Source organism: Tenacibaculum profundicola, from assembly GCF_057220795.1.
In genome coordinates this window covers 4,030,605-4,045,776 of sequence record NZ_CM170137.1, presented here as the reverse complement: position 1 = coordinate 4,045,776, position 15,172 = coordinate 4,030,605, and the positions used below count along the sequence as shown (strand labels likewise).

The 15,172-nt window shown below is 32.9% G+C and carries 14 protein-coding genes; 10 read left to right on the top strand and 4 right to left on the bottom strand.

Annotated features, from left to right (window positions below):
* Positions 1-2: 2 nt before the first annotated feature.
* Positions 3-893, bottom strand: coding sequence for a branched-chain-amino-acid transaminase (gene ilvE, locus AC2TDS_RS16595; protein ID WP_484736691.1), 891 nt, complete (start codon positions 891-893; stop codon positions 3-5).
* Between the two features lie 883 nt (positions 894-1,776).
* On the opposite strand from ilvE, the gene AC2TDS_RS16590 reads away from it, so the two are divergent.
* From AC2TDS_RS16590 to AC2TDS_RS16545, 10 genes are all read left to right on the top strand, one after another.
* The gene (locus AC2TDS_RS16590) at positions 1,777-2,388 is read left to right on the top strand and encodes a GNAT family N-acetyltransferase (RefSeq protein WP_484736690.1); all 612 of its coding nucleotides are present in this window, start codon (positions 1,777-1,779) and stop codon (positions 2,386-2,388) included.
* Positions 2,385-3,563 (top strand): argininosuccinate synthase, encoded by a 1,179-nt coding sequence (locus AC2TDS_RS16585; protein WP_484736689.1) that lies wholly within the window; start codon positions 2,385-2,387, stop codon positions 3,561-3,563. Before AC2TDS_RS16590 ends, AC2TDS_RS16585 begins: the two co-directional genes overlap by 4 nt.
* A gap of 3 nt (positions 3,564-3,566) precedes the next feature.
* Positions 3,567-4,544, top strand: a complete 978-nt coding sequence (gene argC / locus AC2TDS_RS16580) for an N-acetyl-gamma-glutamyl-phosphate reductase (RefSeq protein WP_484736688.1) — start codon at positions 3,567-3,569, stop codon at positions 4,542-4,544.
* Positions 4,545-4,554: 10 nt separating this feature from the next.
* Positions 4,555-5,355, top strand: a complete 801-nt coding sequence (proC, locus tag AC2TDS_RS16575) for a pyrroline-5-carboxylate reductase (RefSeq protein ID WP_484736687.1) — start codon at positions 4,555-4,557, stop codon at positions 5,353-5,355.
* Positions 5,352-6,500, top strand: coding sequence for an aspartate aminotransferase family protein (locus tag AC2TDS_RS16570; protein WP_484736686.1), 1,149 nt, complete (start codon positions 5,352-5,354; stop codon positions 6,498-6,500). The genes proC and AC2TDS_RS16570 overlap by 4 nt, the downstream gene beginning before the upstream one ends.
* A 42-nt stretch (positions 6,501-6,542) precedes the next feature.
* Positions 6,543-7,487 carry a Rossmann-fold NAD(P)-binding domain-containing protein gene (locus tag AC2TDS_RS16565; protein ID WP_484736685.1) on the top strand — a complete coding sequence of 315 codons (945 nt, stop codon included), beginning with the start codon at positions 6,543-6,545 and terminating at the stop codon, positions 7,485-7,487.
* Complete coding sequence (gene argB / locus AC2TDS_RS16560; protein ID WP_484736684.1) at positions 7,475-8,251, top strand: acetylglutamate kinase; 777 nt, start codon at positions 7,475-7,477, stop codon at positions 8,249-8,251. The genes AC2TDS_RS16565 and argB overlap by 13 nt, the downstream gene beginning before the upstream one ends.
* A complete protein-coding gene (locus AC2TDS_RS16555; RefSeq protein ID WP_484736683.1) occupies positions 8,251-9,309 on the top strand; it encodes a M20 family metallo-hydrolase in 1,059 nt (352 codons plus the stop codon). The genes argB and AC2TDS_RS16555 overlap by 1 nt, the downstream gene beginning before the upstream one ends.
* Positions 9,310-9,330: 21 nt before the next feature.
* Complete coding sequence (gene argH, locus AC2TDS_RS16550; protein WP_484736682.1) at positions 9,331-10,608, top strand: argininosuccinate lyase; 1,278 nt, start codon at positions 9,331-9,333, stop codon at positions 10,606-10,608.
* A 335-nt stretch (positions 10,609-10,943) separates the two neighbouring features.
* Positions 10,944-11,516 carry a hypothetical protein gene (locus AC2TDS_RS16545; RefSeq protein ID WP_484736681.1) on the top strand — a complete coding sequence of 191 codons (573 nt, stop codon included), beginning with the start codon at positions 10,944-10,946 and terminating at the stop codon, positions 11,514-11,516.
* Between the two features lie 117 nt (positions 11,517-11,633).
* On the opposite strand, the gene AC2TDS_RS16540 is transcribed toward AC2TDS_RS16545, so the two are convergent.
* The 3 genes from AC2TDS_RS16540 to AC2TDS_RS16530 form a co-directional block, all read right to left on the bottom strand.
* Positions 11,634-12,410: a LytR/AlgR family response regulator transcription factor gene (locus AC2TDS_RS16540; RefSeq protein ID WP_484736680.1), complete on the bottom strand. Its 777-nt coding sequence runs from the start codon at positions 12,408-12,410 to the stop codon at positions 11,634-11,636.
* The gene (locus AC2TDS_RS16535) at positions 12,407-13,456 is read right to left on the bottom strand and encodes a sensor histidine kinase (protein ID WP_484736679.1); all 1,050 of its coding nucleotides are present in this window, start codon (positions 13,454-13,456) and stop codon (positions 12,407-12,409) included. Before AC2TDS_RS16535 ends, AC2TDS_RS16540 begins: the two co-directional genes overlap by 4 nt.
* A 70-nt stretch (positions 13,457-13,526) precedes the next feature.
* Complete coding sequence (locus AC2TDS_RS16530; protein WP_484736678.1) at positions 13,527-14,267, bottom strand: hypothetical protein; 741 nt, start codon at positions 14,265-14,267, stop codon at positions 13,527-13,529.
* Between the last annotated feature and the right edge of the window lie 905 nt (positions 14,268-15,172).

The window sequence follows — 15,172 nt, the reverse complement described above, 5'->3', positions numbered from 1 at the left end:
ACTTAGTTTACTGAATGTTTTTTACGAAGTCCTAAAACCTCTTCTTTATATAATTTCATTAATTTACTTCCTTGAGATGCTTCCCATGCCAATGGAAATTGATACTCATCTATAGATTTCAAGCCTACAACTTCAGCTGCTGTACCAGTAAAAAAGGCACTATCGGCTTGCTTTAATTCTTCTATTGAAAAAAATTTCTCTTCAACCATAATAGCTTCTTGCTCGCACAATTCTAATATGGTAGCTCTTGTTATCCCAGCCATAATATGGCCACGAGGTGGTGTAAATAATTTCCCGTCTTTTTCAACAAAAATGTTAGCTCCAGAGCATTCAGCTACATTATTGTTCATATCTAACAATAAGGCTTCATCATACCCTTGTTTTTTTACTTCATTACTTGCTAATATTGAGTTTATATAATGTCCTGTTACTTTTGCTTCTACAAAACATGACTTAGGATTCGGGCGCTGAAATTCTGATGTTTTCACTCTTAACAATTTATTTCCCATTAACTTTTCCCATTCCCAACATTGAATTATCAAATCTGATCCTTTTGCTGTAAAAACACCCATATTCTCTCCTGCTAGCACTATGGGTCTTATGTAAGCATCGGTTATATTATTTCTCTCTAGCAATTCATAAGTAATCCGTGTTAACTCCTCCTCTTCATAGTCAAAATCTATCCCCATTACTTCTATTCCATACTTCAATCGTTTAAAGTGTTCTACTGGTTTAAAGATCTTTACCCCTTCTGGAGTATCATACGATCTTATCCCTTCAAAAACACCATTACCATAATGCAATGTTTGTCCGTAGAGACTTACTGAGGTCTCTTTGGGATTTACAAATTCTCCGTTATGAAAAATTATTGTTTCTTCATTATAATACATCATTCACTCTTTTGTTATTCGAAATTATTTGATTGTTTCATTGTTCTACTGTTATATTTTTTTCTTTAATGATTGTCATTCTTCACATTTTTAGCGCAAATATTTAAAAATCAGTGACTTAACGCAAAACCGCAAATGACACTCATGGTATAAAAAAAGCCTGTATCGATTTGTCGATACAGGCTTTTTTAACACAATAGCTATCCGTATCAACTCGGTGGCGAATTAATAATGACCATAATGTTAATTACTACTATATTAAAAAATTGTTTCATTTTAATGGTAACTAAAAAAGGCTTCCTGAAATTTCAGGAAGCCTTTTTTTATTTATATTTTATTAAATATACTTCCTCTATCCTTGTGAAATAATCACAATGACAATAATTATAGAAATAATATTTAATACTTGTTTGCTCATGTTGCGACAAATATGCAAAATTATTTTTTAATTATCCTAATTATTTTAAAAACATTTTAACTCAGCACCAACAAAAGCTAAAAACTGTGTTTTTTAAGACATTACACAAATTATATTGTTATACTTTGTATTTATTAAAATTTAATTTATAGATTTGTCCTATGTTAAAAAATAAAACATACAACCATATACCCAGTTTGTTAGTGCGGTAATTCTGACCGAGACTAACCTTACTACTATTTAACTTATTGTTGTATAATTTTTTTGACATGTTAATTCACATAACCCACCTATTTTTTTTCACACTAGATATTACTATACAGAATAGCGTATTTTTCGTACGCCCTATTTTTATCAAACCACGCCCGTAAGGGTGTTACTTCTTTATGGAACTTAGGTGAGTCCGGTTCTTTTTCTGCAAACATATAACCATCAAGACATCATTTTTCAACAATTAAATCAACAACAATGAAAATTGTTATTGCTAATAAATCGCACATTGCATATAGCCAAATTATATGCAGTACCATTGAGCAAGCCGCAAAAAAAAGAGGTACTGGCATCGCTAAGCGTACCTCTGATTATATCATTTCTAAAATTGAAAAAGGCAATGCTGTTATTGCTTTAGACAACGACGAATTTGCCGGTTTTTGTTATATAGAATCATGGGGGCACGGAAAATTTGTAGCTAATTCTGGATTAATAGTCCATCCAAATTATAGAGGGATTGGACTTGCTAAAAAAATAAAAAACAAAGTTTTCAATTTATCTAAAAAGAAATTTCCTGATGCTAAAATTTTCAGCATTACTACTGGACTAGCAGTTATTAAAATGAATAGTAACTTAGGTTATAAACCAGTAACTTTTTCCGAATTAACTGACGATGAATCCTTTTGGAAAGGCTGTCAAACTTGTGTGAATTATGATGTTCTTCAAAGAACTCAACAAAAAATGTGTTTATGTACAGGTATGTTATATGATCCTATCGCAGAAAACAAAAACAACAAGGTTAAAGCAACTGTTTTTAAGAGATTAAAAAGAATTAAAGAAAGCATTTATTTAAAAAAAGAGAAAAAATGAAAAAATTAGTAATTGCCTATAGTGGCGGATTAGACACATCGTATTGCGCAGTGAGTTTGTCTAAACTAGGATATGATGTACATGCCGTAAGTGTTAACACAGGAGGTTTTTCTTCAGAAGACATAAAAAACATTGAAACAAATGCTTATAAAATGGGCGTTACCACTTATAAAAATATTGATGCGGTCACTACTTTTTACGAGCAAGTAGTAAAATACTTAATCTATGGAAATGTATTAAAAAACAACACCTATCCCCTATCAGTAAGTGCTGAAAGGATCATACAAGCTCTCGAGATTATTACCTATGCAAAACAGATAGGCGCCAAATACATCGCCCATGGAAGTACCGGTGCAGGAAATGATCAAGTTAGGTTTGATATGATTTTTCAAACTATTGCTCCAGAAATTAACATCATAACCCCTATAAGAGATCAGAAAATTTCAAGACAGCAAGAAATCAATTATTTAAAAAATCACGGTATCGATCTATGTTGGAACAAAGCAAAGTACTCTATTAACAAAGGTTTATGGGGCACTAGCGTTGGTGGTGAAGAAACCTTAACCTCTGAAACCCCTCTACCTGAAAAAGCCTACCCTTCACAAGTAGAAAAAAAGCAAGCAGAAAAAATCAAACTTTCTTTCATAGAAGGTCAATTGGTGGCTGTAAACAACAACAAAGAAACCCCTGTAAAAAACATAGTTTATCTAAATTCAATTGCTTCGAAATTTGGCATAGGAAGAGACATTCATGTAGGGGATACTATTGTTGGTATTAAGGGAAGGGTAGGCTTTGAAGCTGCGGCGGCTCTACTAATTATTAAGGCACATCATTTATTAGAAAAACACACATTAACAAAATGGCAACTACAGCATAAAGAATATTTGGCTAATTTTTATGGAATGCATTTACATGAAGGGCAGTATCTAGATCCGGTGATGAGAGATATGGAAGCCTTTTTAGAAAGTAGTCAAGCAAAAGTTACTGGTGACGTTTATCTTACGTTACACCCGTATCATTTTACGCTTGATGGAATTAGCTCTCCTTTTGACTTAATGAATACTAAATTTGGTAGTTATGGAGAGATCAATGAAGGCTGGACTGCCGAAGAGGCTAAAGGTTTTATCAAAATTCTAAGTACTCAAAATAAAATATATCAACAAGTAAATCAATAACGCATGATACAAGCAGGAATCATTGGAGGAGCTGGCTATACGGCAGGAGAGCTCATTAGGCTTTTATTACAACATCCTACAACCAACATCAATTTCGTTTTTAGCACTTCAAATGCAGGAAACAGAGTATCCGATGTTCATCAAGATTTGGTTGGCACTACAGCGATTAAATTTACAGATACGATTAACAAAGATATCGATGTGCTTTTTCTTTGTTTAGGACATGGAAATTCGAAAAAATTCTTAGCGTCTAACTATTTTCCAAGCAATACAAAAATTATTGATTTAGGTAATGATTTTAGATTAAAAGAACACCGTTCTTTTCAAGAAAAACATTTTGTTTATGGATTGCCAGAGCTCTATACAAAAGAGATCAAGAAAGCGAATTATATTGCCAACCCAGGATGTTTTGCAACGGCTATACAACTGGCTTTACTTCCTTTAGCAAAGGCCAAACTTTTACAAAACGATGTACACGTCAATGCCGTAACCGGAGCCACAGGAGCTGGAACCTCACTTTCTGACACCACCCATTTTACCTGGAGAGATAATAATTTTTCTTATTACAAACCTTTCATTCATCAACATTTAGGAGAAATTAATCAAACCTTTCATTCGGTACAAAAAGAATTTGATGCTGACGTAATTTTTATACCTAATAGAGGTAATTTTTCTAGAGGTATATACGCTACTTCTTATACCTATTTTAACGGGGCTATTGAAGATGCACAAGAGCTTTATGCTAAATTTTATAAGGATGCCCATTTTACTTTTATTTCCGAGAACAATTTACATTTAAAGCAAGTAGTCAACACAAACAAATGTCTCATCCACTTACATAAACACCAAGACAAACTACTCATAACAAGCACCATAGACAACTTATTAAAAGGAGCCTCTGGACAAGCAATTCAAAACATGAATCTCATGTTTGGACTGGACGAAACCACTGGAATTCAATTAAAAGCTAATTATTTTTAAATCGATAATCATGAAAATCGCAATCATAGGTACAGGAAATTTAGGAAAATCAATAGCCAAAGGCCTTATTAAAAACAACATTATAACCAGTCTTTTTTTAACTAAAAGAAACCTTGAAGAACTCAAAGAATTTGAAGATAGTCCATCTGTTTTTATTACCTCAAATAATAAAGAAGCTATTTTAAAATCTGATATTTTAATTGTGGCTGTTCAGCCAAGGCATTTCGAAAATATTTTAGAAGAAGTCCGCCCTTTTTTAACCAAAAATCATTTATTAATATCAACAATTACAGGATTTCCAATGCGTAAAATAGAAGACATAATTGGCTCTAACAATTATATTTTTAGGGCCATGCCCAATACAGCTATTGCGGTAGGAAAATCAATGACCTGTATTTGCTGTAACTCTAAAGGAACATATAAAATTGAAGTAGCGCAGACTATTTTTAATCAATTAGGAAACTCTATTGTTATACCTGAAAATCAAATGCAAGCAGCAACGGTTCTTTGCGCCAGTGGTATTGCTTTTTGGATGCGACTTATTCGTGCAACCACCCAAGCTGCCATCCAATTAGGCTTCGATGCTAAAGAAGCCCAAGAACTGGCTATGCACACAAGTGAAGGTGCAGCAAGTCTGTTAATTGCTACAGGCAATCATCCTGAAGAAGAAATAGACAAAGTAACAACCCCTAAAGGCTGTACTATCGAAGGGTTGAATGAAATGGAACACAAAGGCTTAAGCGCTGCCTTAATTCAAGGAATGGTAGCATCCTTTAAAAAAATAAATACTATTAAAAAAGAACAAATATGAGCTTATTCAATGTATATCCTTTGTTTGATGTTACTCCAGTAAAAGCAACCGATGTTTACGTATTTGATACTAAAGGAAGAAAATATTTAGATCTATATGGTGGGCATGCGGTAATATCAATAGGACATTCTCATCCTACCTATGTAAAGAGCATCAGTGAACAAGTTCAGAATTTAGGGTTTTATAGTAATGCCATTCACAATCCATTACAAGTTGAATTGGCGGAACAAATCGAAAAAGTTTCAGGATGTAAAGGGTATCAATTATTTCTTTGTAATTCTGGTGCTGAAGCCAATGAAAATGCATTGAAACTCGCTTCTTTTCACACCAATAAAAAGAAAGTAATTTCCTTTAAAAATTCTTTTCACGGACGAACTTCTGCTGCTGTTGCCGTTACTGACAACCCAAAAATCATTGCTCCTATAAATGCTCAACAAGAAGTAACTTTTCTTGAGGTAGGCGATTTATACGGCGTAGAAAATGCTTTACAAAAAGGAGATGTATGCGCTATCATTATCGAAATCATCCAAGGAATCGGTGGTTTGGAAGAAGGTACAACTGCCTTTTATCAAGGGCTTGAACAACTTTGTAAACAATACGATGTACTATTGATTGCTGATGAAATTCAATGTGGTTTCGGAAGGACAGGCGATTTTTTCGCTTTCCAAAAACATGGGATCTCTCCTTCCATTATTTCCATGGCCAAAGGCATGGGAAATGGATTTCCTATTGGAGGTATCTTAATTCATCCAAGTATTAAACCCTCATATGGTTTACTAGGAACCACTTTTGGAGGTAATCATTTGGCCTGCGCTGCTTCACTAGCGGTTTTAGCGGTAATGGAAACAGAAAATTTAATGCATCATGTCAAACAAATTAGTCGCTATTTTATCGAACAGGCAAGATCTTTACCACACTTGAAATCTATCAAAGGAAGGGGGTTCATGTTAGGGTTAGAATTTAATTTTCCAATTAAAGACATAAGAAAATCACTTATCCACAAACATTTCATTTTTACTGGAAGTGCTAAAAATCCCAATTTATTAAGAATTCTACCTCCATTGACTTTAAAAGAAAAGCATATCAATGTATTCATTAAAACTTTAAAAGAAGAACTCAATCAAAAAGAAATGATCCATTCCTAGTGAACACCAATTAAACTACAGGAATCCAAAAAATTTAAATAGATGAGAAATTATACCTGTCTTAACGACATCAACGACCTTAACACTATGGTTCACCAAGCTATTGAACTAAAGAGAAATCCATTTCAGTTTTCTTCAATCGGAAAAAACAAAACCTTAATTATGCTCTTTTTTAATGCCAGTTTACGCACTAGATTAAGCACTGAAAAAGCTGCTAAAAATCTAGGAATGCATGTCAGTATTTTAAACATTTCAAATACTTGGAATTTAGAATTTGAAGATGGCTCTATCATGAACTTAACAACTTCTGAACATATAAAAGAAGCCGCTAGAGTCATCTCTCAGTATGCCGATATTATTGCGATTAGAGCTTTTCCTACTTTACAAAGCAGAGAAAAAGATGCTTCTGAATTTGTTATTAATAATTTTGTAAAATATGCAAATGTTCCTATTGTAAACATGGAAAGTGCCACTGCACATCCTTTACAAGCATTAGCCGACGCCATTACTATTACCGAAACAGCAACAATGCAAAAACCGAAAATTGTACTCTCATGGGCACCTCATCCTAAGGCATTACCTCATTCTGTTGCCAATTCTTTTGTTCGCTTAATGCATAAAATGGACGTTCACTTCACTATAACTCATCCCGAAGGGTACGAGCTAGATAGTTCCATAACCAAAGATGCAACAATCGAATACGATCAACAAAAAGCTTTTAAAAATGCCGATTTTATTTATACCAAAAATTGGTGTTCTTATACTGCTTATGGTCAAATTCTAAGTAACCACACTAACTGGATGATTACCTCAGAAAAAATAGGAAAGGCAAAATTTATGCACTGCTTACCCATTAGAAGGAATGTTGTTGCTGAAGATGCTGTTTTAGATAGCGAAAATGCCCTTATTATTGAACAAGCCAATAACAGAACGTATGCCACACAAATAGTATTACACCAAATTCTAATGAACTCATGCAAACACTAAAAATTATTAAAATAGGTGGTCATATTATTAATCAAGAAAAAGCTTTAACGGAATTTATACATGCTTTTTCCAAAATAAAAGGCCCAAAAGTACTAGTTCATGGAGGTGGAAAGTCTGCTTCTGAACTAGCGAAACAGATGAATGTTCCTGTTCAAATGCTCCATGGAAGACGAATTACAGATGCCGCAACCTTAGATATCACTACAATGGTTTATGCCGGTAAAATAAACAAAAAAATTATTGCTCAATTACAAGCCAAAAATATTAATGCTGTTGGCTTTACAGGAGCAGACGGTAATACGATTACCTCTGTAAAACGCCCAGTATCTACAATTGATTACGGATTTGCAGGCGATATCATTAAAGTAAATACCGCCGTTCCTTTATTGTTAATTACCAATAAAGTGGTACCTGTATTCTGTGCTATTACTCATGATAATAATGGTCAGTTATTAAATACCAACGCCGACACTATAGCCGCTGAAATTGCCATTAGTTTAGCTTCTTCATATACAACAGAACTTTATTACTGCTTTGAAAAACCAGGCGTACTACACAATGTAAATGACGACCACTCGGTTATTGAACATCTCAACCTAAAAATTTATCATAAACTGAAAGAGCAAGGCGTCATATATGAAGGGATGCTTCCCAAATTAAATAATTGTTTTTACGCCCTTAACAATAACGTTCGTAAAGTTTATATAGGTAATACCGACATGTTGTTCAATCAAAATGTAAAATACACATCTCTACAACTCTAATGAAACAAGCACTCACCAATAAAGCAATTAGTTTACTGAAGCAATTGATAGAAACGCCCTCTTTTTCTTCAGAAGAAGAGAACACCGCCCTATTATTAGAAAACTGGTTTAAGGAATTCGATATTCCATATACAAGAACAGTTAATAACGTATGGTCCGTTAATAAATATTTTGACAGTACAAAACCCACACTGTTATTAAACTCACATCACGATACAGTTAAACCCAATAACGGTTATACTAAAAATCCGTTTAAAGCCATTATTGAAGGTGATAAACTATATGGGCTAGGAAGCAATGACGCCGGTGGTTGCTTAGTTTCTTTATTGGCATCGTACACGTATTTTTATCAGCAACAAAACCTGCAATACAATATCGTTTTTGCTGGCACCGCCGAAGAGGAAAGTAGTGGTTCAAACGGACTAAACAGCTTACTTTCGATACTCCCTGAAATTGATGTAGCCATCGTTGGTGAACCTACCCAAATGCAATTAGCCATTGCCGAAAAAGGATTGATTGTTTTCGATGCAGAAATAACCGGCACCCCTAGTCATGCTGCACATCCAAATAATGACAATCCCATTTACAAGGTAATAAAGGTTTTAGAATGGTTTAAAAATGTATCGTTCGAAAAAAAATCAGATACCTTAGGAGACGTCAAATTAACGGTTACACAAATAAATGCTGGTAAACAACACAATGCTGTACCTGCAAACGTTCAATTAGTTGTTGATGTTAGAGTAAACGACCGATATACCAACAAGGAAATAAGTGACTATTTACAAGTGAATGCTCCTTGCTGTATAAAACCGAGAAGCTTAAATTTAAATTCATCATCAATACCAGTGGAACATTCTTTGGTTCAAGCAGGTATCTCATTGGGCAGAAAAACCTATGGTTCTCCTACTTTATCAGATCAAGCCGTTTTAAATTGTGCTTCCTTAAAATTGGGCCCAGGTGATAGTAAACGCTCTCATTCGGCTGATGAGTTTATTTATCTCAAGGAAGTTGAAGAAGGTATTGCTATTTATATCAAATTATTAGAACAAGTTCTATAACTATAAAAAAAAACGAAAAATATGAAACTTTGGGATAAAGGATTGACCATAGATAAAAAAATAGAAAATTTCACCATTGGAAATGACAGAGAAATTGATTTACATATTGCTTCTTACGATATCCAGGCTTCGATAGCGCATGCTAAAATGCTCGCAGCTACAAATATTATTTCTACTAAAGAATTTGGTCAGCTTGAAAAGGGGTTGCATATACTTCAGCAACAAATAGCAGAAGGTTCTTTTCAAATAGAGTCGGAATTTGAAGATGTGCACTCGAAAATTGAATTTGAACTAACCAAAGCTTATGGCGCTGTTGGGCAAAAAATACATACCGCTAGATCAAGAAATGATCAGGTTTTAGTTGCTTTGCACTTATACTACAAAAATAACTTACAAATCATTTCTGAAAAAGTAAAACTTCTTTTCGAAACACTTTTACAACTAGCTGAAAGGTATAAAGATAATTTACTACCCGGCTATACTCATTTGCAAGTAGCCATGCCTTCTTCATTTGGCTTATGGATTTCTGCCTATGCAGAACTGTTAATTGATGATTTATATATAGTTCATGCTGCTTTAAAAACAGTAGATCAAAACCCATTGGGTTCAGCGGCCGGATATGGTAGCTCTTTTTCTATTGACAGACAATTCACCACGAAAGAGCTACACTTTGCCACCTTAAAATACAATGTTGTTGCCGCTCAAATGAGCAGAGGAAAAAGTGAACGAACAATCGCTATGGCCTTGGGAAGTATTAGTAATACCTTGGCTCGTTTTTCTATGGACATTTGCCTATACATGAGTCAGAACTTTGGCTTTATTTCTTTTCCTGATGCCTTAACTACTGGAAGTAGCATAATGCCTCATAAAAAAAACCCAGATGTTTTTGAACTTATTAGAGGAAAATGTAATGGGATACAAGCACTACACACAGAAATAACCTTAATTACCAATAATTTACCCAGTGGGTACCACAGAGATTATCAGCTTCTAAAAGAAAAAACAATATCAGCATTTGAAGACCTAAAAGATATTTTAGACATTTTTGAGTATTCAATTCAACAAATCATTGTGAAAGACATCGATTTAAATGATGACAAATACCACTATTTGTTTACCGTTGACAACATAAACACTTTGGTAGAAAACGGTCATAGTTTTAGAGAAGCCTATCAAAAAATAGGAAGTGAAGTTGACAAGGGGACTTATATACCCGATAACTCAAAAACACATACCCATGAAGGAAGTATCGGTAACTTATGTTTAGAGGGGATTCGAAAAAAAATGGAGTGTCTGTAATTTCAGAATAAAGTCATCTGCTAGCTTTGATTCTTTATAAATCAAACTACGGAAAACCATATTTAATTTTTATACAATGTTTGGGGCTCATAAACATTAAGGATCCAAAAAAATAGTTTTTTGGATCTTCCTTATTGGTTGTAATCTTGACTATTTTTGTGGAAAAATCATTGAAAATTGCTTCGTAGTCCTTTTTGTCAACTTCTGTAATTCAATACCATTTACCATTTGAATTTACAGTAAACTCAAATGGTAAATGGTATACTATATTTTCACTACCTTGTTTGCTACTACTACTCAACTCACACTACCCTAATCTGATAACAATCCTAAAAATGAAAAACACAATCCTTATTCTCATTTTCTCTGCACTCATCTATGGGTGTTGTCTTAAAGATAAAATAATTACATCGCACAGGTTTAACGAATTTGAAACCTCTCTTATCCCCTACAATTCAAATGAAAACTTAAATTTTGTTGATGAAGAAGGAATTATGTCTATCGCCATAAGTCAATCAAAAGAAAATACATTTTTCACTACTAGATTACATCCAGATGGATGCGAGTTATCTGAACATGAAAAATCAACAAGCTATCTGAATTTTCGATCACAAGGAATTCAGATACAACTAGAAGCAACTGCTCATTTTAGTGGATTCAACCTTATCATTTCCAGTGATCAACCTACTTTAAACGGATGGTTAGTATTAGCTTGCCAAGAATTATATCAGCTGACAGTTGAAGAAAGACTCACTGATATCTCCATTCATGGGTTTAACTACCAAGATGTACTCGTATTTAAAGACTGTGAAGGGGCTAACCAAATAGAAAGAGTTGTGTATTCTGTTGTTCATGGAATTGAATTCATAGAATTTCGCGACGGAAAATGGTTAAAGCTGACTGAATAAGGTCCTTTATAATATGAAATTACTATAACTTTTTCTCTTTATACAAAGAATAAAAATTAAGCAAGGTATTAGTTCATGGTAAACAATTAAGATCGGTAAATGAACATCAGAATTGAATTATATTCCCAACCACTGATTAAATGCAGCTGTTTTATTCTGACTTGTTTTTAAGACTGTTGCACTTCCTTCCAGTGATATTGCTAGTACATTTTTGTTATATCTATGGATTTTATCAATATAATTTCTATTTAAAAACTCACTTCTATTTATCTTAAAAAACACCGATGGATCTATCAATTCTTCGATTGCTTTTAAAGACGTTTGGTTCAATACATGTTTTTTCCCAAAATTATCATAGGCAAATAATACTCCATAGTCAGCTTGAAAATATTGTACCTCTTCTACCTTTAAGAAATAAGTGAAATTTGATGATTTTACGGCCAATGAATTTTGGTAGGTATTCGGCTTAATTCCTTGATTTAAGTAAGCATCTAGCTTCTTTAAAATATCGTGATCTTTCATTGATTCTTTTGAGTTCACTAATTTTAAAAACTTTTCTACTGCCCTTTCAAACCGCTCATAAGAATATGGTTTTAATAAATATTCTATTCCATTTGTTTCAAAGGCATCCATCCAAAATTTATTATACGCTGTTGTAAAAATAATTGGGATTGGCACCTCAATTTTGTTATAAATTTCAAAAATATTTCCGTCTCTTAACTCTATATCTGAAAAAATCAAATCAACAGAAGGTGTCTTTTTTAGGTATAATTCAACCTCTTCTAATGTTTCCAATTCATCGACAATAAACATAGAATGATTGGATTTTTGAATGAACTTCTTGAGCTTTTTCCTTGCAGGAGCTTCATCTTCTATTACTAGTACCTTTATCAATGTTTGTTTGTTTTAATTAATGGTAAAATTACCTCAAAAGTCAATTCATGATTCTTAATTTCAAGTGGTGTTTTTTCAAGCAATTCAAATTGTTTTGATAAGTTCTGTAATGCTACACCGTTTCCTTTTATATGGCGTTTAAAAGGAATTTTGTTATTTGCTATTTTCAGTCCGTTATCCACACTTATTTCAATGATTACAGGTGCTTTTCGTGTACCCTTATTGTGTGTGATGGCGTTTTCTAGTAAAACTTGTAAACAAAATGGTGGTAACATAATATCTAACCCACGAACATAATCATCTATTTTTAAGTAATAATAGTCCTTATACTTTTCCTCCATCAACTTAAAATACCCCTCAGCAAAAAACAACTCTTCGTTAAAAGGCACTAATTCTTTGTTTATACTATGCAGGCTGTATCGGTATAGCTCTGAAAAATTAGTTAAAAATGAGGATGCCTTTTCAGTATCTTCATCTATTAATTGATCCAAAATATTTAAGTTATTAAATAGAAAATGTGGATTTAACTGCGCTTTTAACTGTGTGATCTCATTTTTTGCTTTACTAATTTTGTATTCATGAACCTCCTGTTGAAATTGCTGAGTATCCTTATAGTATAAATAGGCAAGAGAAAAGCCTCCAAACATCATAAAATCTAGAGAAGAACTAACGTTCTTATAAATCACATGAAATACTGAACTAAAATTTCTTGAAAATGTATCAAATATTACAGCAATTAATACGCCAAAAACATTTGAGAAGATTAAGTAGGAGATCAATCCAATACTCAAAAGCGACATGTTTTTATACGCTTTTGTAACATTCATTAAGGCACCTTTCTCTACCTTCTTTTTAGTAAAGTAAATAATACCATATATAAACTGAGCGTCGAGGAAAAACCAAAAAGGCGCATCTATTTTAAACCTAAAATCATCCCATGATGTTGAACTTTTTAATTCTCCTATGAGGATCACTAACCAGCTAATCAGAAAAAGGAAGATTAAAAAAGCCTTATTGGTTTGAAAGTAATTACTTATTTTTTTCATATGTGAACGCAAATATATTAAAATCGCAATGAAGCATTTGCCAGATCCTTCATCGCAATTTTAAAAACTACTACTCTTTTTTGGGCCAGGTACTTACGATATTCCCTTTTTCATCGTATGCTACTAGCTTAATTTCATTATTATTATCAATAATAAACTTAGCTCTTGTTTTTCCTTTTTTATCGAACAAAAACAAGCCATTCTGTTTTCCAGGTGTTTGACCTAAGGCCACTCTAGGAACACCGCCAATCATTCCTTTATTAATGTATTCTAATCTCTTTTTTCTTCTTTCTTGAGGGTTCTTAATTTTTGCCAATTCATTGCCAATTCTCATAGTACCTTCTTGTGTTTCATGTTCAGCTCTATCATTAAAAACCAAACGCCCTGTTTTATATCTCTTATCGTTAACTTTAGTATCGTGTGTGATGAGCTGCATGACCTGATCTCCATCGTATTGATCAAATGATAATGCAAGTCCGGAACTGTGTCCTTTTTCAGTTTTTTTACCGTCGTAAATAAAACCACCACATTCCATTCCTTCTTCATTGTAAAAAAGCATCCCTGCTCTTTTCTTGCGCTCATGATAAACTCGTCCATTAATAACATCTCCTTTACTTGGGAAATTTTCTACATTAGTGATCATCATTTTTACTGTTCCATCATTTTCTACAATATTAATTCGTTTAACATCAATAGTATCAAATTGAGTGTTTCCTTTATTTTTAAAAGCTACAGTAGTGAAAATTATCATTGCAGTTGTTATGCTTAAGGCAAATGTTCGCAACAATACGAGTTCTTTTTTTGTGTTCATTTTTAGTGTTTTTTAATGTTTTACACTTCAAAAGTACCTTCAAACTATGCGCCTAAAAACCACTATTTGATAAACACAGGAATTATTCTATTAAACACCTGAACTTTCCCTATAAGCCAACCGTTTCATAAAATAAACCCCATCATACCTATAGCATTAATATCAAATGAGCACTCTTCACCAAAAGCAGGTGTCTTCATGGTTTTCACTGATATAACTTCTAGGGTTTCTACCTATTTCATATACTATAGTTATACTGTACATTTGTAATACATTGTTATTTATTGAAAAGCTAACTGTGCTGCTTCATTTAAACCTATCCTTTTCACCATCATATTTTAAATAAGCACAGTTAGTTTTTAAGTATCAGTTAGCTAATGCTTTAATAACGTTTGCTTTACTTTCTTAATCCAAATTTATTCTAATTTTGACTTGTTTATCGTATCCATTGACTTTGAATTAATGATTCTCCTAAAATCTGCTACATAATTTTATGTAGCTTTTTTCATGAGCTATTATTACATTGATTCCCTATCTTTGAACATGCTTAATAGACTAATAGATTTCATTGTAAAAATTTTGGACTTTTTAAAAATTTGGTTTTTTGGGTTCTTTATTATGTTAGCTATTTATTGGGTTTTAAAAGGTTTCTTTTATTTAATATTTACACTATTTTAAATACTGTCTTTATTATACCAGTGAAGTAATCGAGAAAATTAAATGTTAAATTGTATCATCTATAAATCGGCATTTACCATGAAAAATCATAGTCAGCAAATTAACATCAAATGCTACAACATCATGCTCTGTATGGTCAGTATTTGCAGAAAACACAGTTTCTTGTAGTTGATAATTTAAATATATTAGTATGAAATTTAAAAGAACCCTCCGCACTTATTGGGTGC

Coding starts and splice junctions, on each gene's coding strand:
- ilvE (WP_484736691.1), bottom strand. CDS start 893: ATGATGTATTATAATGAAGAAACAATAATTTTTCATAACGGAGAATTT.
- AC2TDS_RS16590 (WP_484736690.1), top strand. CDS start 1,777: ATGAAAATTGTTATTGCTAATAAATCGCACATTGCATATAGCCAAATT.
- AC2TDS_RS16585 (WP_484736689.1), top strand. CDS start 2,385: ATGAAAAAATTAGTAATTGCCTATAGTGGCGGATTAGACACATCGTAT.
- argC (WP_484736688.1), top strand. CDS start 3,567: ATGATACAAGCAGGAATCATTGGAGGAGCTGGCTATACGGCAGGAGAG.
- proC (WP_484736687.1), top strand. CDS start 4,555: ATGAAAATCGCAATCATAGGTACAGGAAATTTAGGAAAATCAATAGCC.
- AC2TDS_RS16570 (WP_484736686.1), top strand. CDS start 5,352: ATGAGCTTATTCAATGTATATCCTTTGTTTGATGTTACTCCAGTAAAA.
- AC2TDS_RS16565 (WP_484736685.1), top strand. CDS start 6,543: ATGAGAAATTATACCTGTCTTAACGACATCAACGACCTTAACACTATG.
- argB (WP_484736684.1), top strand. CDS start 7,475: ATGCAAACACTAAAAATTATTAAAATAGGTGGTCATATTATTAATCAA.
- AC2TDS_RS16555 (WP_484736683.1), top strand. CDS start 8,251: ATGAAACAAGCACTCACCAATAAAGCAATTAGTTTACTGAAGCAATTG.
- argH (WP_484736682.1), top strand. CDS start 9,331: ATGAAACTTTGGGATAAAGGATTGACCATAGATAAAAAAATAGAAAAT.
- AC2TDS_RS16545 (WP_484736681.1), top strand. CDS start 10,944: ATGAAAAACACAATCCTTATTCTCATTTTCTCTGCACTCATCTATGGG.
- AC2TDS_RS16535 (WP_484736679.1), bottom strand. CDS start 13,456: ATGAAAAAAATAAGTAATTACTTTCAAACCAATAAGGCTTTTTTAATC.
- AC2TDS_RS16530 (WP_484736678.1), bottom strand. CDS start 14,267: ATGAACACAAAAAAAGAACTCGTATTGTTGCGAACATTTGCCTTAAGC.